The organism is Microbacterium sp. Leaf320, assembly GCF_001423485.1.
Taxonomy (GTDB): domain Bacteria; phylum Actinomycetota; class Actinomycetes; order Actinomycetales; family Microbacteriaceae; genus Microbacterium.
Genome location: NZ_LMOD01000001.1, coordinates 593747 through 614374, shown reverse-complemented (window position 1 = coordinate 614374; position 20628 = coordinate 593747). Strand labels below are relative to the sequence as shown.

19 protein-coding genes are annotated in these 20628 nt (G+C 68.1%); 5 read left to right on the top strand and 14 right to left on the bottom strand.

What is annotated here, in order from left to right:
- Positions 1-25: 25 nt before the first annotated feature.
- Positions 26-1342, bottom strand: coding sequence for a M50 family metallopeptidase (locus tag ASF63_RS02860; protein ID WP_157534215.1), 1317 nt, complete (start codon positions 1340-1342; stop codon positions 26-28).
- 82 nt (positions 1343-1424) lie between these two features.
- On the opposite strand from ASF63_RS02860, the gene ASF63_RS02855 reads away from it, so the two are divergent.
- The 3 genes from ASF63_RS02855 (at position 1425) to ASF63_RS02845 (ending at position 4520) form a co-directional block, all read left to right on the top strand.
- Positions 1425-1997, top strand: a complete 573-nt coding sequence (locus tag ASF63_RS02855) for a hypothetical protein (protein WP_056509301.1) — start codon at positions 1425-1427, stop codon at positions 1995-1997.
- Between the two features lie 91 nt (positions 1998-2088).
- The gene (locus ASF63_RS02850; protein WP_056509298.1) at positions 2089-2808 is read left to right on the top strand and encodes a YcnI family protein; all 720 of its coding nucleotides are present in this window, start codon (positions 2089-2091) and stop codon (positions 2806-2808) included.
- An 89-nt stretch (positions 2809-2897) separates the two neighbouring features.
- On the top strand, positions 2898-4520 hold the full coding sequence (locus ASF63_RS02845; RefSeq protein ID WP_056509295.1) for a Mur ligase family protein: 1623 nt from the start codon (positions 2898-2900) through the stop codon (positions 4518-4520).
- A gap of 42 nt (positions 4521-4562) precedes the next feature.
- Here ASF63_RS02845 and dxr read toward each other — a convergent pair whose 3' ends face one another.
- The gene (gene dxr, locus ASF63_RS02840) at positions 4563-5645 is read right to left on the bottom strand and encodes a 1-deoxy-D-xylulose-5-phosphate reductoisomerase (RefSeq protein WP_056509292.1); all 1083 of its coding nucleotides are present in this window, start codon (positions 5643-5645) and stop codon (positions 4563-4565) included.
- A 37-nt stretch (positions 5646-5682) separates the two neighbouring features.
- Entirely contained in the window at positions 5683-6666 is a 984-nt protein-coding gene (locus ASF63_RS02835) for an FKBP-type peptidyl-prolyl cis-trans isomerase (RefSeq protein ID WP_056509289.1), read from the bottom strand.
- 123 nt (positions 6667-6789) lie between these two features.
- On the opposite strand from ASF63_RS02835, the gene ASF63_RS02830 reads away from it, so the two are divergent.
- Entirely contained in the window at positions 6790-7569 is a 780-nt protein-coding gene (locus ASF63_RS02830) for a lysophospholipid acyltransferase family protein (RefSeq protein WP_056509287.1), read from the top strand.
- Between the two features lie 87 nt (positions 7570-7656).
- On the opposite strand, the gene ASF63_RS02825 is transcribed toward ASF63_RS02830, so the two are convergent.
- Positions 7657-8148, bottom strand: coding sequence for an OsmC family protein (locus tag ASF63_RS02825; protein ID WP_056510178.1), 492 nt, complete (start codon positions 8146-8148; stop codon positions 7657-7659).
- Between the two features lie 85 nt (positions 8149-8233).
- On the opposite strand from ASF63_RS02825, the gene ASF63_RS02820 reads away from it, so the two are divergent.
- Entirely contained in the window at positions 8234-9229 is a 996-nt protein-coding gene (locus ASF63_RS02820; protein ID WP_056509284.1) for an asparaginase, read from the top strand.
- A 69-nt stretch (positions 9230-9298) separates the two neighbouring features.
- Here the strand turns inward: ASF63_RS02820 and ASF63_RS02815 are convergent, their stop codons facing one another.
- The 10 genes from ASF63_RS02815 to ASF63_RS02770 form a co-directional block, all read right to left on the bottom strand.
- Positions 9299-12064 carry an FtsK/SpoIIIE domain-containing protein gene (locus tag ASF63_RS02815; protein WP_056509281.1) on the bottom strand — a complete coding sequence of 922 codons (2766 nt, stop codon included), beginning with the start codon at positions 12062-12064 and terminating at the stop codon, positions 9299-9301.
- A gap of 58 nt (positions 12065-12122) precedes the next feature.
- Positions 12123-12920, bottom strand: a complete 798-nt coding sequence (locus ASF63_RS02810; protein WP_056509278.1) for a PP2C family protein-serine/threonine phosphatase — start codon at positions 12918-12920, stop codon at positions 12123-12125.
- Positions 12921-13168: 248 nt separating this feature from the next.
- Positions 13169-13978 (bottom strand): DUF5684 domain-containing protein, encoded by an 810-nt coding sequence (locus ASF63_RS02805; protein ID WP_157534214.1) that lies wholly within the window; start codon positions 13976-13978, stop codon positions 13169-13171.
- A gap of 116 nt (positions 13979-14094) precedes the next feature.
- Positions 14095-14841 carry a YaaA family protein gene (locus tag ASF63_RS02800; RefSeq protein ID WP_056509276.1) on the bottom strand — a complete coding sequence of 249 codons (747 nt, stop codon included), beginning with the start codon at positions 14839-14841 and terminating at the stop codon, positions 14095-14097.
- Positions 14842-14917: 76 nt separating this feature from the next.
- On the bottom strand, positions 14918-15178 hold the full coding sequence (locus tag ASF63_RS02795) for a F0F1 ATP synthase subunit epsilon (RefSeq protein ID WP_056308253.1): 261 nt from the start codon (positions 15176-15178) through the stop codon (positions 14918-14920).
- Positions 15179-15180: 2 nt separating this feature from the next.
- Positions 15181-16635: a F0F1 ATP synthase subunit beta gene (gene atpD, locus ASF63_RS02790; RefSeq protein ID WP_045255375.1), complete on the bottom strand. Its 1455-nt coding sequence runs from the start codon at positions 16633-16635 to the stop codon at positions 15181-15183.
- Positions 16636-16656: 21 nt separating this feature from the next.
- Positions 16657-17556, bottom strand: a complete 900-nt coding sequence (locus tag ASF63_RS02785; protein ID WP_053095762.1) for a F0F1 ATP synthase subunit gamma — start codon at positions 17554-17556, stop codon at positions 16657-16659.
- Positions 17557-17576: 20 nt separating this feature from the next.
- Positions 17577-19217 (bottom strand): F0F1 ATP synthase subunit alpha, encoded by a 1641-nt coding sequence (atpA, locus tag ASF63_RS02780; protein WP_056509274.1) that lies wholly within the window; start codon positions 19215-19217, stop codon positions 17577-17579.
- A 47-nt stretch (positions 19218-19264) separates the two neighbouring features.
- Entirely contained in the window at positions 19265-20053 is a 789-nt protein-coding gene (locus ASF63_RS02775) for a F0F1 ATP synthase subunit delta (protein ID WP_056509271.1), read from the bottom strand.
- Positions 20053-20607 carry a F0F1 ATP synthase subunit B gene (locus ASF63_RS02770; RefSeq protein ID WP_056509268.1) on the bottom strand — a complete coding sequence of 185 codons (555 nt, stop codon included), beginning with the start codon at positions 20605-20607 and terminating at the stop codon, positions 20053-20055. The genes ASF63_RS02775 and ASF63_RS02770 overlap by 1 nt, the downstream gene beginning before the upstream one ends.
- Positions 20608-20628: the final 21 nt, after the last annotated feature.

Genomic DNA, 20628 nt, shown 5'->3' with positions numbered 1-20628 from the left:
AATCAGCATCAGCTGCCGACCAGGATCAGCCCCCGAAGATGTTCACCGGGTTGAACACATCGGCGAGCAGCAGCACGGCGCCCATCGCGATGAGCAGCGTGGCGACGACGACGGTGAGCGGCACGAGCCGGGTGGCGTCGACGGGCGCGGGCGGCGGCCGACGGAAGAGCTTGGCCCACGCGCGCCGGATGCCGTCCCAGAGCGCCACGACGACGTGGCCTCCGTCGAGCGGCAGCAACGGGATGAGGTTGAAGACGAAGAGCGCGACGTTCAGCGAGCCGAGCAGGCCGAGCAGCACGGAGAAGCGGTTGAGGACCGGCGCATCCGTGGCTGCGACCTCGCCGGCGATACGACCGACGCCCACGACGCTCAGCGGTCCGTTCGGATCGCGCTCGCTGCCTGTCACCAGGGACACACCCGTCTCCCAGATGCGGACGGGGAGCGTCAGGATCATCGAGCCGACGCGAGCCACGGTGTCACCGGCCATCTGCGGGCCGGCTGACAACGGCTGCTGCACGAAGCCCATCTGCGCGGCCATGCCGACGTAACCGACCTCCTTGACCACGGGCTGGCCGTCGTCGCCGATGACAGGCTGGCCGCTCGCATCCGTGATGGTGCGCTCAGCCTCGATCGGCGTGATGCTCAGCGTCTTCTCTGCGCCGTCGCGGAGGACGACAAGATCGAGAGTCTCGCCCGGAGCCGCCTGCACGATCGCCGTCGCCTCTGCGAAGGTCGACACCGGCTGACCACCCACCGACACCAGCACGTCGCGAGGCTTGATCCCCGCCTCCGCGGCCGGCGTCGCCGGATCATCGGCCGAGCACTCCGTCGCCGTGGACCCGGCCGGAAGCACGCACTCGCTGACGGATGCGATCGTCGTCGTTCCCTGCTGCACGCCGATACCCGACACCAGGACGGTGAAGATGACGATTGCGAGGAGGAGGTTCATCAGCGGGCCGCCGAGCATCACGATGACGCGCTTCCACACGGGCAGGCGGTAGAAGACGCGGTCCTCGGCACCCTCCGCGATCGTCTCGTCGTTCGCGGATCGTGCGTCCTGCACGAGAGCCCGGAAGATGCCCTTCGCGGGTCCCGACGCGGTGGATGCCGGATACATCCCCGACATCGAGATGAAGCCGCCCAGCGGCAGGAGCTTGAAGCCGTACTCCGTCTCACCGATGCGCTTGGACCAGAGCCTCGGCCCGAAGCCGATCATGTACTGGCCGACACGAACGCCGAACAGCTTCGCGGGCAGGAGGTGGCCGACCTCGTGCAGGCCGATCGAGAGGCCGAGGCCGATCAGCATGAACACGATGCCACCCAGATAGAGCAGTGCTTCCACTCCCCCAAGCTAGTGCTCGCAGCCTAGGAATAAGCCCCACGCCGCGACGGGGCCCGCCGAGCACGCCCAGTAGGCTTGTCGGGTGACCTCCCGCCAGCTGCGACTCCTGCGCGCGGCTTCGGCATCGGCGGTCGCCACTCTCCTCGCGGCGACGTCCCACACGGTCGCCGGGGGCGCAGCGCCTCATCCGCTGCTGGTCATCTCGGTCATGACGCTCGTCGTCCCGATCGCCGCTCTGATCATCGGCGGGCGCGCCTCACGGCTTCGAGTCGCGGCGACTGTGCTGGTCAGCCAGGCAGCCTTCCACGTCGTGTTCCAGCTGCTGGGCACTCCGACCGGGACCACCGTGCTCTCGGGGCACCAGCATCACCTCGATCTCTCAGCCCTCAGCCCGATGGCTGCGGCGACTGCTCCCGACCTGCTCATGGTGAACGGCCACCTGGGCGCCGCGGTCATCACGACTGCGCTCGTCTGGCATGGCGAATCGATGGTGCGTGCGGTCGCCGGGTGGGTGAAGGCGCGGCTGCGCCGCGCGGCCACCGCGTTCCGCCCGAGTCACCGACTTCCGGCCCCTCCCGTCGTCGCGCTGCCTCTGCTGGTGGATCGCGCCCTCTCCACCTCCCTGTCACGTCGAGGACCCCCGGCGATCGCCTGATCACCCCGTCGCCTCATCGAGGCGTTTCCTCACCCCGCGGATGCCGCGCTCATCTCTGCGCGCCCGTATGACAGCAATCAGGAGTTCCACCATGCGTTCCACCACCCGCCGCACCCTCACCGCCCGCCGCACCCTCACCGCCCGCCGCACCCTCACCGCCGGACTCGTCGGAGGCGCCGTGCTCGCCCTCGCGATCCCCGCGATGGCCAGTGCACACGTGAGCGTCAGCCCCGACGAGCTCACCGCGGGCGACCACGGCGTGCTCACCTTCTCGTTCGCCCACGGATGCGACAACTCGCCGACCACCTCGCTGAAGGTGACGATGCCGGAGGGCCTCTCCTCGGTCGCCCCCACGATGGACAGCGACTGGACGATCGGCATCGAGAAGGGCGATGACGGCCTCGTCAGCGCCGTGACCTACACCGCCGTGACACCGGTGCCGAACGAGCTGCGCGGCGCCGTCAGCATGTCGGTCGGTCTCGATGAGAACACCCCCGAATCCCTCGCGTTCCCCGTGATCCAGACCTGTGTGGACGGCAGCACCGAATGGACGCAGCTCGCAGAGGACGGCGAGGACCCCCACAGCCTCGACGCGCCCGCTCCCGTGGTCGAGGTCGCCGCCGCGGCCACTGACAGCCACGGCGAGCACAGCGCTGCGGAGGACGCCGGAGACCCGGGCGACGCCGATTCCGCTGCCGCCGATGACTCAGGGGCCTCGAACGCGCTCGGCACGACGCTGGGCGCAGGCGGCCTTGTCGCGGGCGTCGCCGCGCTCATCGTCTCCGTGCTGGCCTACCGCCGCAAGGTGTGACGTCCCGGCGCGTCTCCTCGGCTCGATGGGGCCGAGGAGACGTGCCGCACCCCGTGATCTCTCCGGAGCCGTGAGATCATGGATGCGACATGTCGATTGAACAACAACCGAGCCTGCCTCCCGTGCTCCGCCCCGCGAACCCGCCCCGGCGTGAGCTGTCCGAACTCGCCTCTCGATTCGCGCGCGACGTCCGCGGGGAGGTGAGCGGTGTCACCCTGTCGGGGATCACGCTCGCCACCGCCGACCTCCGCCCCGGCGAGGCCTTCGTCGCGATCCGAGGCGTGAACCGCCACGGCGCCGAATTCGCGGTCACCGCCGCCGAGAAGGGCGCCGTCGCGATCATCACCGACGAGGCCGGCGCCGAGATCGCGGAGCCCGCGGGCCTGCCCGTGCTCATCGTCGATGACCCGCGCGCGATTCTCGGCGCGCTGAGCGCCTGGGTCTACGGCACCGGAGCAGGCGAGCCGCTCCCTCTGCTCTTCGCGACCACCGGGACGAACGGCAAGACGAGCGTCTCGCACCTCCTCGAGGGCATCCTCGAACAGCTGGGCGTCGTCACAGGACTCTCCTCGACCGCCGAGCGGCACATCGCCGGCGAGGTCATCGTCTCGAGGCTCACGACCCCCGAGGCATCCGAGATGCACGCGCTGCTCGCGCTGATGCGCGAGCGTGAGGTCGAAGCCGTGGCGGTCGAGGTCAGCGCGCAGGCGCTCTCTCGGCACCGGGTCGACGGCATCCGCTTCGATGTCGCAGGGTTCACGAACCTCAGCCACGACCACCTCGACGACTATGCCGACATGCAGGAGTACTTCGAGGCGAAGCTCCCGCTCTTCCGACCCGACCGCGCGACGCGTGGCGTGGTCTGCCTCGACTCCGCCAACGGGGCGATCGTGGTGGAGCGCGCGGAGATCCCGGTCGTCACCGTCGGGACCCCGTCCATCGCGGCCGACCCCGATGCCGCAGCTCGCGCCGACTGGGTCGTCGAGATCGACGACGAACGCGCGTCGGGAACCACCTTCACGCTGACGGGTCCCTCCGGATCCCTCACGACCACCGTCCCGGTGATAGGCCCTCACATGGCCGCGAACGCCGCTCTGGCGATCGTCATGCTGCTCGAGGGCGGCTACGCGTGGGACCGCATCGTCACAGCCCTCGACCGCGACGGCGGCATCGACGCCCACCTCCCCGGTCGCACGCAGCTGGTTTCGGGCGACACTGGCCCCGTCGTCTTCGTGGACTTCGGGCACTCCCCCGACGCCTTTGAGAAGACTCTCGCCGCCGTGCGCCGCGTGACCCCCGGCAAGGTGCTCATGCTCTTCGGCGCAGACGGCGATCGCGACGCCAGCAAGCGCTACGACATGGCTCGCACGGCCGTCGAAGGCAGCGACATCCTCGTCGTCACAGACCACCACCCGCGATTCGAGGATGCGGAATCGATCAGGGCCACTCTGGTCGCCGGAGCCCGCGCAGCACGCCCAGACGCCGAGATCCACGAGTACTCGCCGCCCGAGGCGGCCATCGTCGCCGCCGTCGGCCTCGTCGGCGAAGGCGACTCGATCCTGTGGGCAGGCCCCGGACATCAGGATTACCGCGACATCCGCGGAGTGCGCACCCCCTACTCGGCGCGCGAGCTCGCACGACGCGCTCTCCGTGCAGCGGGATGGCCCGTGCCGGACTCCCACTGGCCCGTGCCCTACCCAGACGAGGACTGATCACGATCAGTGGCCGCAGCGAACGCTGCGGCCACTGTCGTCTCAGGCTGTGGCGATCAGCTGATCCGCCTTCCGGCGCGCCCACTCCTCGGCCTCCGCCAGAGATTCGACCGTCAGCGTCTGCGGCGGCTCGTGTGCATCGACCACTCGCGAGATCGTGTCGACGATCCCGAGGAACGGCAGCCGTCCTTCGTGGAACGCGTCGACCGCCTGTTCGTTCGCGGCGTTGTAGACGGCGGGGAACGTGGCTCCCGCACGGCCCACGGCCTTGGCGAGGGCGACCGAGGGGAAGGCTCTGTGATCGAGGGGCTCGAAGGTCCAGGACGTCGCCTGGGTCCAGTCGAGTGGGCGCCCCACGCCGCCGACGCGATTCGGCCAGTCGAGTCCGAGCGAGATCGGCAGACGCATGTCGGGCGGAGACGCCTGGGCGATCGTCGATCCGTCGACGAACTCGACCATCGAGTGCACGATCGACTGCGGATGCACGACGACCTCGATGTCGTCGTAGGCGACGTCGAACAACAGGTGGGCCTCGATGACCTCGAGCCCCTTGTTCACGAGCGTCGAGGAGTTCGTGGTGACCATCCGGCCCATGTCCCAGGTGGGATGGGCGAGGGCCTCCTGCGGAGTCACGTCGAGCATCTCATCGCGCGAACGTCCGCGGAACGGCCCACCGGATGCTGTCACGACGAGACGTCGTACCTCGGCATGGGTTCCGCTGCGCAGCGCCTGTGCGATCGCGGAGTGCTCCGAGTCGACCGGGACGATCTGATCGGGAGCCGCAGCCGCGAGAACGAGCTCGCCGCCGACGATGAGCGACTCCTTGTTCGCGAGAGCGAGAGTCCGCCCCGCCTTGAGCGCCGCGAGAGTGGAACCGAGTCCGATGGATCCGGTGATCGCGTTGAGCACGACGTCCGCCTCGACGTCGCGCACCAGCTGTTCGGCCTCGGCGGCGCCCAACGCCGTGCTCTCGACCTGGAACGTCTGCGCTTGTTCGGCCAGCATCTCCGCGTTCGAACCGGCAGCGAGGCCGACGAGTTCGAAGCGACGGGGATTGGCGCGGATGACGTCGAGCGCCTGCGTGCCGATGGAACCTGTGGAGCCGAGGACGATGATGCGACGCATGCCGCCAGCCTATGGCAAGCCCTCGGCTCCTCCGCCGTTACGGGGCCTGCTCGATGGGCGTGGTCGCGAGGATGTCGACGACGAAGACCAGGGTCTCGTTCTGCAGCTCGTTGCCCTCGGATGCGCCGTACCCGTCCTTCGGGGGCATGGCGACGACGACCTGGGATCCGACCTGCTGGCCTTCGAGCGCCATCTTGAAGCCGGTCACGACACCGCTCGTCTGGAACTGGGAGGGCTCTGCGTCGCGGCTCCAGCTCGAGTCGAACTCACTGCCGTCCGACCACTTGACTCCGCGGTACTGCACGGTGACCAGGTCACCGGCGCCGACGACGGCTCCGTCGCCCTGCTTGAGGACGGCGACCTCTGTCTCGGTGGGTGCGTCCGATTCCGGGATGGTGATGGTGGGAGAGCCGGCCTCGTCGAGCTCGACGGTGGGCATGCCCTCGGTCGCATCGACATCCGAGCCGGAGGCGGTCTTGGGAAGCTGCTCGATGGTCTCGACATAGAGGACGCTCGGGTTCATGCCCTCCTGGGCGGCCGGCAGCGTCAGCACGACGCTCGAGCCGATCGGGAGGCACTCCGCGGCGACGGTGAAGACGGTCGACTGCGTGGGGTCCACGATCTGCTGCGGCTGCTGCACCGCGAGAAGTGCGGAAAGCACACCGTCGGGGCCGCGCTCCGAGGTGCTGAGCACCTCGTTGGTCGTGGCATCCACGAGCTGGTAGCGCAGGGAGACGAGATCTCCGGGCATGACGTCGTCGCCGTCACCCTCGACCACGACGGAGCGCTGGGCTTCGGCGAGATCGGCATCCGCGGGAACCGTGACCTTCGCGTCGGCGCCGGTGCCCTCGACGGACACGGCGTCGGAGCCTGCGCCGGAGGCGAGGTCGGCGAGGCAGGAGCTCTGCGCCGACGGATCGGGCGTTCCTGTCGATTCCGGTGCCGCATCACCGGAGCACCCGGCAAGGAACAGGGTCGCCGCAGCGACGGTGGACAGGACGATGAGCGGACGCTTGCGCACAGTGGGACCTCAAGATCGCGGGCGGGACACCTCATCATCCCCCATACCCCTTTGTCGATGCTGGGAGGCGCGCTCTGGCGCTTCATTCCCACCGCGGCATGGATCCGGGGGTAATCTGCTCTGATGACGTCAGAGCAGTCCGTGGAGCCCGAATCCTCGCCCGCAGAGACTGAGAAGCCTCGTCACGCCGGCTTCGCCTATGCGCTCGGACGCAGCCTCATCACTCCGCTCGCGCGCACGATCTACCGACCGCGCATCGAGGGCAGGGAGAACGTGCCGAAGGACGGCCCTGTCATCTTCGCGAGCAATCACCTGTCCTTCATCGACTCGATCGCGATTCCGGTCGCGGCGCCGCGCCCCGTGCACTTCCTCGCGAAGTCGAGCTACTTCGAAGGTCCGGGACTCAAAGGCTGGTTCAGCAAGACCTTCTTCGAGTCCATCGGCGCGATCTCGGTGCGCCGCGGCGCAGGCAAGGCAGCTCTCGATGCACTCGACGTACAGCGTCAGCTGCTCGACGAGGGGCTCGCGGTCGCGCTCTACCCCGAGGGAACGCGCTCGACCGACGGACGTCTGTACAAGGGACGCACAGGGGTCGCCTTCCTCGCGCTGCAGACCGGCGCACCGGTCGTCCCCGTGGGGCTGATCGGCACCGACAAGGTGATGCCGGTCGGCGCCAAGGTGCCCACCCTCAAGGAGCGCATCACCGTGAGGTTCGGTCAACCGCTGGACCTCTCCCCTCACGGCCCGGCGACGAGCGGTCGCGCACGTCGGCTCGCGACCGACGAGATCATGGCGGCGATACACGCGCTGTCCGGCCAGGAGCTCGCCGACGCGTACAACGAGGCGCCGGCCCAGGGCACGATCGAGAAGATCAAGCAGGCACTCCCGCACGAGCGCCGCTGAGGCCCCGGACCTCCGGATCAGCCGGAACAGGCGGTCGCGCGGCGTCGTCGCCGATCATCCGATCGAGGCCCGCACCCTGGCGAGGGATCATTCTTCAGCGCGCACCGTCGCTTCGTGACGCACCGGGAAGTTCATGGAGTTCGCGATGAAGCACCATGCGTTGGCCTGTGCGTGTGCACGCTCGGCGGCGTCGATCATGGATGCATCCGCGACCACGACCTCGGGCCGCAGCATCACCTCGACGAAGGCACCGCCACCGGCGCCGTCCTCGCGCATCATGCCCGAGGCGGTGTCGCGGTAGGAGACGACCACCACGCCGGCGGTGACGCAGGCGTGCAGATACGAGAGCAGATGACACTCGGAGAGCGAGGCGAGCAGGAGGTCCTCGGGATTCCAGCGCGTGGGATCACCGCGGAACGGCTTGTCGGCGGATGCCAGGACGTCTGGCTTGCCCTCCACCTCGAGCGTGACGTCGCGGCGGTAGTCGCGATAACCGCTGGTCCCCGTGCCGGAGTTCCCGGTCCAGGTCGACGTGAGTGTGTAGCGGTGCTCGCCGAGAGGCGCGGGACGATCTGCCATGCCGACAGTCTGCCAGCCGCATCGGAACCAGGGGACCACGCCGCCCTGGCACGGCCCCATACCGAACCGACGATATCCTGGGGAGGTGCTGGAGACTCTCACCGTTCAGGATGCCGTAGAACTCGCCGTTGTCGAACGGAGCGGGTTCGTCGAATCCCGCCACGCCGGAGCGGCGGTGGTTCTCTCCCCCGACGGCGACGTCATCGCGCGTCACGGCAATGCGGATGCCCTGATCCTGCCTCGATCGAGCCTCAAGCCGCTCCAGGCTGTGGCATGCATCACGGCCGGCGCCTCTCTCGAAGGTGAGCAGCTCGCCATGTCGACCGCGAGCCACAGCGGCACGGACCGGCATGCGTCCGTCGTGCGCGATGTCCTCACCGAGGGCGGACTCACCGAAGACCACCTCGCCTGCCCGCCGGCCTGGCCCGGAGACACGTCCGCTCGCGACGAGCTGGTGCGCGAGCACGGGGCGCAGACCCGGATCCGCATGAACTGCTCCGGGAAGCACGCGGCGATGCTGCGAGCCTGCGTCGCCACGGGCTGGCCCACCGACGGGTACCTCGATCCTGCGCATCCGCTTCAGGCGCACATCCGCGACGTCATCGAGCGCCTGACGGGCGAGAAGGTCGCACACACGGCGATCGACGGATGCGGCGCTCCGGTGTACGCGCTCACCTTGACGGGCCTCGCCCGGTCGATCCATCGGATCGGGACAGCCTCCGACCGCTCCCCCTTCGCTCTGCACCGTGTCGCGGGCTCGCTGGTGCGCGCAGTCCGCGAACACCCCTGGACGATCGACGGTCCGGGTCGCCCTGACACGATCGCCATCGAGACGCTCGGTGTGTTCGCGAAGGGCGGCGCCGAGGGCGTCATGGTCATGGTCGCTCCGAACGGCACCACAGTCGCCCTGAAGATGCTCGACGGCGGTGCCCGCGCCTCCACGATCGTCGCTGCGACCCTCCTCGCACGAGCGGGCGGACTGACCGACGCCGACGTCGCGACGCTCGGTGCCGCGCTCTCGCTCGAGGTGCTCGGCGGGGGCGAGGAGGTCGGCGTCATCCGCCCCGGCAGCGGCATCTGACGCCGCATAACCGGCAGGCGCGTGCTTCGTGTCCCAGGGCGCGTCCGACCGTCCTCCTGCGAGGCGAGGTCACCGCCGGTCCGCAAGCGCCGGAATGACCACGCGTCGCGGCGCAGAATCTCCCGACAGCGACCAGGCACGTCCGGCGTGCGGCTTCGCGTATGGCGGGATCTCACGTACACCAGCCAGTTGCCGCAGGTCCGTTGCACTCTCGGCTCTCACGAGCACCTCGCCCTCACCGCGAATCCGCTGCCACAGGGCCCAGTGGCGCTGCCACGCGTCCGACTCTCCGATCAGGATCCTCGGACGACCGGAGTCGGGAAGTGCGGGCGGCTCGCCCGAGAGCGACACGACCTCGCATTCGGGATATGCGCGAGCCATGACCTCGGCGACCACAGAGGAACCCGGTGTGACGAGCGCGGTCGCCGCTGACCGTGGACTCCATGCGAGCCGCTCCGCCGACTGAGGCGCCCGAACCACCCCCGTCGAGCGGAGCCGCTCCTCGGGAACCCACACGATCTGCACCTCACGATCCCCCAGCCGCAGGCGGCCGGGTGGGCGATCGCGGTCGTATCCGTCGGAATCACCGCCGGCCGCCAGGTGATCGATTCGGCTCGGCATACGCAGCAGGCCGCGCCTCGGCAACGAATCGAGCAGCCTGCCCACCTGCCCTGCAGCCCGCGTCGCCGTCACCACGAAGGTGGTACCCGTGCCACTGCGCAGGATCTGCTCCCACAGCTGGGCGAGGTGCTGGCCGTACTCGATCGGCAGCTCGTTGATCTGGGCATCGATGTCGTCGCACAGCACGAGTCCCGGCCTCGGTGCGCCACCCGACGCGAGCGAGACGACCGCGTCCCAGGCCAGCTCCGGATCACGAGACACCCATACCGAATCCGAGTGCTGCCCCGCCAGTGCACGCAGAGCCGAGGTGCGGCCGGAACCGGGAGCGCCGATCAGCGCGATACCGCGATCCGACCCCACGGAGAGAACCTCGAGCGGCTGACGCTGGTGATCCGGGTCGTCGGCGCGCCCCAGCACCAGGTCTCCATGCGCCATCTCCGCACGACTCAGCTCGGCGAGCGGAATGACCGACGGCAGCGCAGGAAACCACGGACTCTGCGGCGCCTTCGCCCCGGCCCAGGTCATCGAGACGGCCCGGAGGTCTGCGGCGCCCGTGAGCGCGACCCTCAGCGGCACCGGTTCGGTGTCCTGTGGGCGACGCGCGAGGGCGAGCCCCCTGGACTCCACGCCACCGGGCAGGTCGGCCGCCGCATCCGTGCCGATCACCGCACGACTGTCAGCGGCCTCACCGACACGCAGACTCAGTCGAAGCGGACAGTTGGCTGCGAGAGCGTCGCGAATCACTCCGGATGCGCGCTGGGTTCCGAGGATGAGGTGCATGCCGAGCGCTCTGCCACGCGCTGCGATGTCCGTGAACACGACGCCGAGGTCGGTGTGCTCCTGCAGCAGTGCGGCGAACTCGTCGACGACGATCACCAGCCTCGGCATTCCGACCTCTCCGATGTCGCGTGCCCCGGCTGCCGCGAGGACGGTCTCGCGTCGTCGCAGCTCCGCCGTCAGACTCGATACTCCGCGCCGGGCACCGTGCTCGTCGAGGTCGGTGATCACCGCCGCGACCTGCGGGAGGATCCGCAGCGGCTCGAAGGCGGTCCCGCCCTTGAAGTCCGCGAGCACGAAGATCACGCGCTCCGGACCGTGTGCGCTTGCGATGGCCGTCACCCAGGACACCAGGAGTTCGCTCTTCCCGCTGCCTGTGGTTCCCGTGACGATGGCATGAGGCCCGTCATCGACGATGTCGAGGATCAGATCATCACGCTCACCCCGACCTATCGCGGCCGACAGCCCGGTCTGCGACACCGGTTGGACGAGATCTTCTAGCCGTACCCCCGTGGGCAACGCGTCGAGCTCCTCGGCGTCGTCGGCGCGAGACTCGGCGACCACGACCGTCTGCGCGCGAGACAGGCACTCGACTGCGACCTCGACGATGCCCTCGGGGGTACGGACCGTCGCGCGATGCGGCTCGACGACATCGATCACCGTGGTGATCCCCTCGGGTACCTCGTCGTCGCGCGCGAGCAGCCAGATCGTCCCATCCGTCGCCTTTCTCGCGTCACCGCCCCGAGCCATTCCCAGGCGGAACGACCCGCGGCGCGCGGCCCGGGCGTGAGGGAAGCCCGACACGCCCCATTCTTCGAGGTGATCCCCGATGAGCGTGAGTTGGGCGGTCCCGAACCGCAGACACATCTGCACTGTCAGTGCTCGTGCGGCGGCTTCGACGATCGGACGAGCCCCGCGCAACGCGACGCCACTGCCGAGAGCCACGGTGATCGGCACGTTCTCGAGCCGCCCGCATCTCGAGCGGAACTCGCGCTCACGCTCCCCGTCTCCTCCCATCGCTCTCACTCCGCTTCGCGCCGTCCCGCTGCCCACGACGATCTCGGTACCGACTTCGGGCGCGTCCGGTCCACGCAGCGGGGACTGGACCAGACACGACGCAGCGTCGGGTCGCCGGTGCCAGTGGATCTGACGCTCGTCATCGTGAAGCTGTGCGAGCAGGGCTTCAGCCGACGACCAGGCCATGGCGTTCTCCGCCTCCGCGAGCCGGTGCGCCCTGCGTCGGGATCGCGCACCGTCTATCAGCGACGCGAAGATCATCAGCGGTCCGAGCGCTGCGAAGCACAAGGAGTACAGCGAGCCGGTCACGAGCCAGAGGACCACGCCGGCGACCACCGGCACGAGTGCAGCGACGAACGGTGTCGGCGGTCGGCGCGGCGGTGCGGGCTCAGCAGGGATTGCGATCGGGAGGGAGTCCATGCCGCTCAGTGGACACCACCGGAAGCATGTGAAGGGCGTACTCCACAGCCGAGGAGAGCTATTCCGCGGGAGCGTCCGATGTGGAGGACGACTCGTCCGCGACCTGCACGACGACGAGGGTCACGTTGTCGCGCCCACCGTTCTCGAGGGCAGCGGAGAGCATCGCATCCACCGCCGCCGCCGGGTCGGCGTTCTCACGGAGGAAGTGCTGGATCCCGTAGTCCGTCAGCTCCTTCGTGAGTCCGTCCGAGCAGATCACGAAGCGGTCGCCTGCGCGCACGTCGAGAGTGACGTAGTCGGGAGCAGTCAACTCGCTCGCCCCGACGGCACGAGTGATGACGTTGCTGTAGGGGTGCCCTTCGGCTTCCTCAGGGCTGATCTTGCCCGCGGCGATCAGCTCCTGGACGACCGAGTGGTCGGTGGTCACCTGGACGAGGCGGTCGTCGCGAAGAAGATAGACCCGCGAATCACCGATGTTGAGTGCGGCCCAATGCGGCTCGTCGTTCTCGAACTCCAGGAACACTCCGGTGAGCGTGGTTCCCGTGCCCTCGTCGGTCGTCTCCGGGTGGTCGGCGATGTCGCCGACGGCCAGCTCGAGCGCGCCTTCGATGGAGCCGCGCTCGACGGACCCCGAAGCGACGACGGCCTCGAGCCTCTTGACCGTGCTGTGGCTCGCGATCTCGCCACCGGCATGACCGCCCATGCCGTCTGCGACGATGAACAAGGGGTAATCCGCGAAGAATGCGTCCTGATTCGTCTCGCGTCTCCGGCCGACGTCGGTGACGCCCGCCCAGGAGAGCAGCAGCGGGCGCTGCGCAACCGTGACGCTGCGCGTCTTCGTCGTCGTGTCAGACACTCGTCGCCTCCGAAATTCCTGCGGGTCGGGCCTCGCCGGGATACTCACACATCGTAGTGGACACCGAGACGCTCGAACTCGCGCGCACGGGTCTCGGCAACACGAGCAGAGCGGCGGCGCCGACCCGGCGTTGCGAAGTGAGCATTCCCCCACGCTATCGCCTCGACCCGATGCACCTGGAATCGGCGACCGCTTTCGGCGTACACGACAGAACCCCCGACCGGAGTCGGGGGTTCTGCGTCACGTCATCAGGCCGGAGGCTGCGTGGGGTTGGTCGGCGGCACGGGCGGTGCTGCCGGCGGTGCCGGCGGGACCTGCGGAGAGGCAGGGGGTGCCGACGGTGCTGCCGGAGGCACGCCAGGAGCTGCCGGAGCCGACGGTGCTGCGGGCGGCGCGTAGCCGGGCTGAGCGGGCGGCGCGTAACCGGGCTGAGCCGGGGGCGCGTAGCCCTGAGGAGCGGGAGGTGCGTACCCCTGAGGAGCACCGTAGCCCTGCGGGGCGCCGTAGCCGGGGCCGGCCGCCGGACGCGGCTGCACGGGGATGCCCTGCCAGACGGTGCGGTCGGCGAGGAAGCCGTTGTTCGCCCACGATGCCGGAGCGATGTTCGGGTTCCAGCGCGACTTGTCGAAGGCGTTGATTCCGAGCCACACGAGAGAGAGGAAGACGTACAGGATGACCCAGACGGAGTCCTTCTGGAGCTTGAGACCGACGCGCCACGCGGCGAGGACCGCGACGACCGCGAATCCGATGGCGACCAGCCAGCCGAGAACCGGGATCCAGGTCAGCAGGCTGGCGAAGACGAGCCACGGGCTCACATCGCCGAGCTTGAAGAAGATCATGAGGTTGTAGAACGGAACCCAGGCTCGCCACTTGCCCTCGACGCCGGCCTTCTCGAAGATCTTCATGAGGAAGAGAGAACTGAGCACGTAGCCGCCGACGCTGAGCACCAGGATGAAGATGAGGTAGATCGCCCAGAAGGCGGCCGCTGCGGCCCCGCCTCCGTCGTAGTTATACGATGACGCGATCGCCGCGCTTACGTCGCCGATAAATGAGAACATGAACCCCTCCGGATCCGATGGAGCAGACGCCTTGCGCGCCGCGACACCCACCATAGCGGGGTCGCGATATATGGGGCAACGACACACGCAGGAGAGCCCTCCTGCGTGACGCTGTGTCACTCGGCGACGACGAACTCCAGGATCCCGGGCTCCGGCGCGTCTCGGAGCACGATACCCCGCGACTCGGCCCAGGTACGCAGGGTGCGCACCGACCGTACTCGCGGGCGGTCTTCGGCCAGCGCCCGGGTCAGCAGCCCTTTGGACTTCTTGTTGAAATGGTTGAGCGCGCGTCCATGCTCGGTCACCACCCGCACGTACGCGGAGGGGACGGAAGCAGGCACAGGCCCGAGCGCGACGTAGGCCTCGCTTCGCAGGTCGAGGACGAATGCCGGGTCATCCTCCGCTATCGCCTCGGTCGTCGCGTCTGCCCAGTGACGGCGCAGCGCCGACAGCCCGGGCAGCGACGTGCCGGCCGCCAGCCGGTAAGGCGGGATGGCGTCGAGCGCGCCGATGGGGCCGAGCGGCGCCGAATGGATCCACGCATGCGATCCGAGCCAACGCCGGGACGCCGACGAGAGCGTCTGCGCGTCGAGCGCGTCGTAGAGCACTCCCGTGTAGCGATCCACAGCGGGCATCGTCGCGGCGGAGTGCAGCATCCGGTTGTGGACGATGTCACCCGCCTGCCTCGGGCTCAGCTTGAGCACCTTGAGCGCAGCCGCCTCGTCGGCTGCGAGGTCGACGAGCGCGTCGATCACGGCATGACGCTCGCCGTGCAGACCGGGAAGCGCCAGTGCGCTGACATCGAGGGGTGCACCGTTCCCGCCGGGGCGCTTCGTCTCTGACGGGGGAAGCAGGATCTTCATGGGACCTCGGGAATGCAGACGCGTCCGCCTCGGCTCCCACTGGGGGCGTCGAGGCGGACGCGGTGAACTGAACTGATCAGGCGATGAGAGCCGCGTTGCCCGCCACGATCGTCAGGACGTCGCTCTCCATCGAGAGGAAGCCGTCCTGTGCGTTGGCGAGCACCTTGGTGCCGTCCGTCTGCGTGATGCGGACCTCGCCCTGGGCGAGGATCGCCAGAACCGGCTCGTGGCCGGTCATGAAGCCGATCTCACCTTCGACGGTCTTGGCGACCACGAGGCTCGCCTCTCCCGTCCAGACCTCCGCGTCCGCGGAGACGAGGCTGACATGCAGCGCCATGGTCAGCCGTTCTCCTTCTGGATCTTCGCCCACTGCTCTTCGACGTCGGAGATGCCACCGACGTTGAAGAAGGCCTGCTCGGCGACGTGGTCGAAGTCACCGCGCGTGATCGCATCGAAGGACTCGATGGTCTCCTTGAGCGGGACGGTCGAACCCTCGACACCCGTGAACTTCTTGGCCATGTAGGTGTTCTGCGAGAGGAACTGCTGGATGCGACGTGCACGCGACACGACGATCTTGTCCTCTTCGGAGAGCTCATCGACACCGAGGATGGCAATGATCTCCTGCAGTTCCTTGTTCTTCTGGAGGATCTGCTTGACCGTGGTGGCGACGCGGTAGTGGTCCTCGCCCAAGTAGCGGGGGTCCATGATGCGCGACGTCGAGGTCAGCGGGTCGATGGCAGGGTACAGACCCTTCGACGCGATCTCACGCGAGAGCTCCGTGGTGGCGTCGAGGTGGGCGAACGTCGTCGCCGGGGCCGGGTCGGTGTAGTCATCGGCGGGCACGTAGATCGCCTGCAGAGAGGTGATCGAGTGACCACGGGTCGAGGTGATGCGCTCCTGGAGGAGGCCCATCTCGTCGGCGAGGTTCGGCTGGTAACCCACGGCGGAGGGCATGCGGCCCAGCAGCGTGGAGACCTCGGAACCGGCCTGCGTGAAGCGGAAGATGTTGTCGATGAAGAGCAGCACGTCCTGCTTCTGCACGTCACGGAAGTACTCCGCCATCGTCAGAGCCGAGAGGGCGACGCGCAGACGCGTTCCCGGCGGCTCGTCCATCTGGCCGAACACGAGGGCCGTCTTGTCGAAGACACCCGCCTCTTCCATCTCGTGGATGAGGTCGTTGCCCTCACGGGTGCGCTCACCGACACCGGCGAACACCGACACACCACCGTGGTCCTGCGCGACGCGCTGGATCATCTCCTGGATGAGGACGGTCTTTCCGACACCGGCGCCACCGAACAGACCGATCTTTCCACCGAGCACGTACGGCGTCAGGAGGTCGATCGACTTGATGCCGGTCTCGAACATGGTGGTCTTCGACTCGAGCTGGTCGAAGTTCGGAGCCTTGCGGTGGATCGGCCAGCGCTCGGTGACTTCGATCGTCTCGCCGGGCTCGAGGTTCAGGACCTCGCCGATCACGTTGAAGACCTTGCCCTTGGTGACGTCGCCGACGGGGACCGAGATGGCCTCACCGGAGTCGCGCACCTCCTGGCCGCGGACGATGCCGTCGGTCGGCTTCAGTGCGATGGCGCGAACGAGGTCGTCGCCGAGGTGCTGAGCGACCTCGAGCGTGATCTCGACGGACTCGTCGCCGATCGTGATCGTGGTCTTCAGTGCGTTGTAGATGTCGGGGATCGAGTCGTGCGGGAACTCGATGTCGACAACCGGACCGTTGACGCGTGCGACGCGCCCGACGACCGCGGTCGCCGGCTGGTCAGCCGTGGCGGTGGTGGTCATTTTCGTCTCTTTCCTGATGGTCTATTTGCTCGACGAGAGTGCGTCGGCGCCGCCGACGATCTCCGCGATCTGCTGCGTGATCTCCGCCTGACGCGCGTTGTTGCGCAGACGGGTGTAGTCGGTGATGAGCTTGTCGGCGTTGTCGCTGGCCGACTTCATCGCCTTCTGCGTCGCAGCCTGCTTGGCAGCAGACGACTGCAGGAGAGCGTTGAAGACGCGGCTCTGGATGTACACCGGCAGGATCGCGTCGAGGACTGTCTCGGCATCCGGCTCGAACTCGTACAGCGGGTAGACGGCGCTTCCCGCTTCCGAGTCATCGGCTTCCGCGATCTCCAGCGGAAGCAGGCGCACGGATTCCGGCGACTGCGTCATCATGCTGACGAAGCGGTTGTACACGAGGTGGATCTCGTCGACGCCGCCCTCGTCAGCACCGCGGGAGAAGTCCTCGAGCAGCGTGGCCGAGATCTCCTCCGCCGTGTGGAACGACGGGGTGTCGGTGTCGCCGGTCCACTCCGCGGCCGCCGCGATGCGACGGAACTGGAAGTAGCCGACGGCCTTGCGACCGACGAGGTAGAACACCGGCTCCTTGCCCTGCCCGCGCAGGAGCTCCGCCACCTCGAGACCCTCACGGAGGATCTGCGAGTTGAAGGCTCCGGCAAGACCGCGGTCCGACGAGAAAATCACGACCGCGGAGCGGCGGATCGTCTCGGGCTCGCGGGTGAGCGGGTGGTCGACGTTCGAGTGCGTCGCGACGGCGGACACGGCCCTCGTCACGGCTCGCGCGAAGGGGCTGGACGCCTTGACGCGTGCCATCGCCTTCTGGATGCGCGAAGCCGCGATGAGTTCCATCGCCTTCGTGATCTTCTTGGTCGTCTGAGCAGAAGAGATCTTCTGCTTGTAGACCCTGAGTTGAGCGCCCATGAAATCAGTTCCTCACGCGATTACGCGCGACGACCCTTGACGATCTTCTCCTGGTTGACGTCCTCAGCCTCGGCTGCAGCGTGCTCCTCGTGACCGGGAGCGCCGATGGCCTGCCCCTTGCCACCCTGGAACTCCAGGAGGAAAGCGTCGGTGTGCTTCTCGAGCTCAGCCACGGTGTCGTCGTCCAGGACGTTGGTCTCGCGCAGGGTGTCGAGGACCTTCGTGTTGCGACGGAGGTAGTCGAGCAGCTCGCGCTCGAAGCGCAGCACGTCCGAGACCTCGATCGTGTCGAGCTTGCCCTTCGTTCCGGCCCAGATCGAGACGACCTGCTCCTCGACGGGGTACGGCGAGTACTGCGGCTGCTTGAGCAGCTCGGTCAGACGCGCACCACGGGAGAGCTGACGACGTGACGCCTGGTCGAGGTCGGACGCGAACATCGCGAAGGCCTCGAGCGAGCGGTACTGAGCGAGTTCGAGCTTGAGCGTTCCCGAGACCTTCTTGATCGACTTGACCTGAGCGTCACCGCCGACTCGCGACACCGAGATACCCACGTCGACCGCAGGACGCTGGTTGGCGTTGAAGAGGTCGGACTGCAGGAAGATCTGGCCGTCGGTGATCGAGATCACGTTGGTCGGGATGTAGGCCGAGACGTCGTTGGCCTTGGTCTCGATGATCGGAAGACCGGTCATCGACCCTGCGCCGAGCTCGTCGGAGAGCTTCGCGCAACGCTCCAGCAGACGGGAGTGCAGGTAGAAGACGTCACCCGGGTATGCCTCGCGGCCCGGCGGACGACGCAGCAGCAGCGAAACGGCGCGGTAGGCCTCGGCCTGCTTCGACAGGTCGTCGAAGATGATCAGGACGTGCTTGCCGCCGTACATCCAGTGCTGGCCGATGGCCGAACCGGTGTAGGGAGCCAGGTACTTGAAGCCGGCGGGGTCGGAGGCGGGAGCTGCCACGATCGTGGTGTACTCCAGGGCGCCGGCCTCTTCGAGCGCGCCCTTCACCGAAGCGATGGTCGAGCCCTTCTGGCCGATGGCGACGTAGATGCAGCGCACCTGCTTGTTGACGTCGCCGGACTCCCAGTTGTCCTTCTGGTTGATGATCGTGTCGATCGCGATCGCGGTCTTGCCGGTCTGGCGGTCGCCGATGATCAGCTGACGCTGGCCGCGACCGACGGGGATCATGGCGTCGATCGCCTTGATACCGGTCTGCATCGGCTCGTGCACCGACTTGCGCTGCATGACGCCGGGCGCCTGCAGCTCGAGCTCACGCGAGCCCTCGGTGGCGATCGAGCCGAGGCCGTCGATCGGGTTTCCGAGCGGGTCGACGACGCGACCCAGGTAGCCGTCACCCACGGGAACCGAGAGGACCTCACCCGTGCGGGTGACTTCCTGTCCTGCTTCGACACCGGTGAAGTCGCCGAGGACGACCACACCGATCTGGTCCTGGTCGAGGCTCAGCGCGAGGCCCTTGGTGCCGTTCGCGAAGGCCACGAGCTCGTTGGCCATGACGCCGGGCAGGCCCTCGACGTGCGCGATTCCATCCGCTGCGTCGATGACTGTGCCGACCTCGGTCGCCGCTGCCCCGGTGGGCTCGTAGGCGGCGGCGAAGTCCTTCAGCGCGTCACGGATGACGTCGGGGCTGATCGATAGTTCTGCCATTGTCTTCCCTTTGTATCTGGGTGCGCGGTTCCCCGCGCGAAGTCGTGTTAGCCCGCGAGCTTCTGGCGAAGGTCGGCGAGTCGAGCGGAGATGCTGCCGTCGATGACGTCATCGGCGATCTGCACGCGCAGGCCTCCGACGACGGCGGGGTCGAAGACCTCGTTGAGGGATACGTTGCCGTCGTAGCGGCGCGAGAGTGCGGCGCTCAGGCGGGTGCGCTGCGCGTCGGTCAGCGGCTTCGCGGTGTGCACCGTCGCCACCACCCGATCGCCCTGGTCGGCGACGATGCGGGTCGCCCGCGACAGCATCTGCCGGATGCGACGCTCACGCGGCTGGCGGACCAGCGACGAGACGATCAGCGCGGCGGCGTCGCTGACGCCCCCGGCCAGAAGCCTCTCGACGAGAGCACCCTTGGCGTCCTCTCCCCCGAGGCGGGTTCCGAGCGCGAGCTCGAGATCCGCGTTCGCGGCGATGACCCGGGAGAAGCCGAACAGCTCTCTCCCGATGTCGGCCTGGGGAGTGGAGATCGCCGCGGCACGGATGGCCAGTTCCTCGACGCCGTCGACGAGCTGCGACGTGGAGGACCAGCGCTGAGCCACGACGGTCTTCAGGACGTTCTGCACGTCCTGAGAGAATCCGCCGAAGACCGCCGACACGACGTTCTGTCGCGCCTCTGCCGGAGCCGAGGGATCGGTGAGCGCGCCGCTCAGCTGAGACGACTCCGCCACGGTCCTGGCAGCTGCGAACAGCTCCCTGGCCGAGTCGAGAGTGACGTCCTTCGCTGCGGCAAGCGCCTGAGTGGATGCCGCGAGTGCCTGAGTGGTCGCGCTGCCCATTACTGAGCCGCCTTCTCGGATGCTTCGAGGTCGGCGAGGAAGCGGTCGACGACCGCCGTCGCGCGAGCATCGTCCGAGAGCGTCTCGCCGACCACGCCACCGGCGAGGTCGATGGCGAGCGAGCCCACCTCGCTGCGCAGTGACACGAGAGCGGTCTGACGCTCCGCCTCGATCTGCGTGTGCGCGGTCGCCGTGATGCGAGCAGCCTCACTCGACGCGGTCTCCTTGGCCTCGGAGACGATCTTCTTGCCGTCCTCGCGGGCGGCCTCACGGATCTCTCCGGCCTCGGTGCGCGCCTCGGCGAGCTGCCGGGTGTACTCCTCGAGAGCGGCCTCAGCCTGCTTCTGGGCCTCGTCGGCCTTGGCGATGTTGCCCTCGATGGCGGCGGACCGCTTGTCGAGCATCGCCGTGAACTTCGGAAGGGCGACCTTCCACACGACGACGAGGATGACGAGGAACCACAGGCCCGACCAGATGATGTCGTACCACGCAGGGATCAGCGGGTTGGGTGTTTCACCCTCTGCTGCGAGGTTCGTGACAAGAGCGTTCAGCATCCTGTCTCCTTCAGAAGTCGG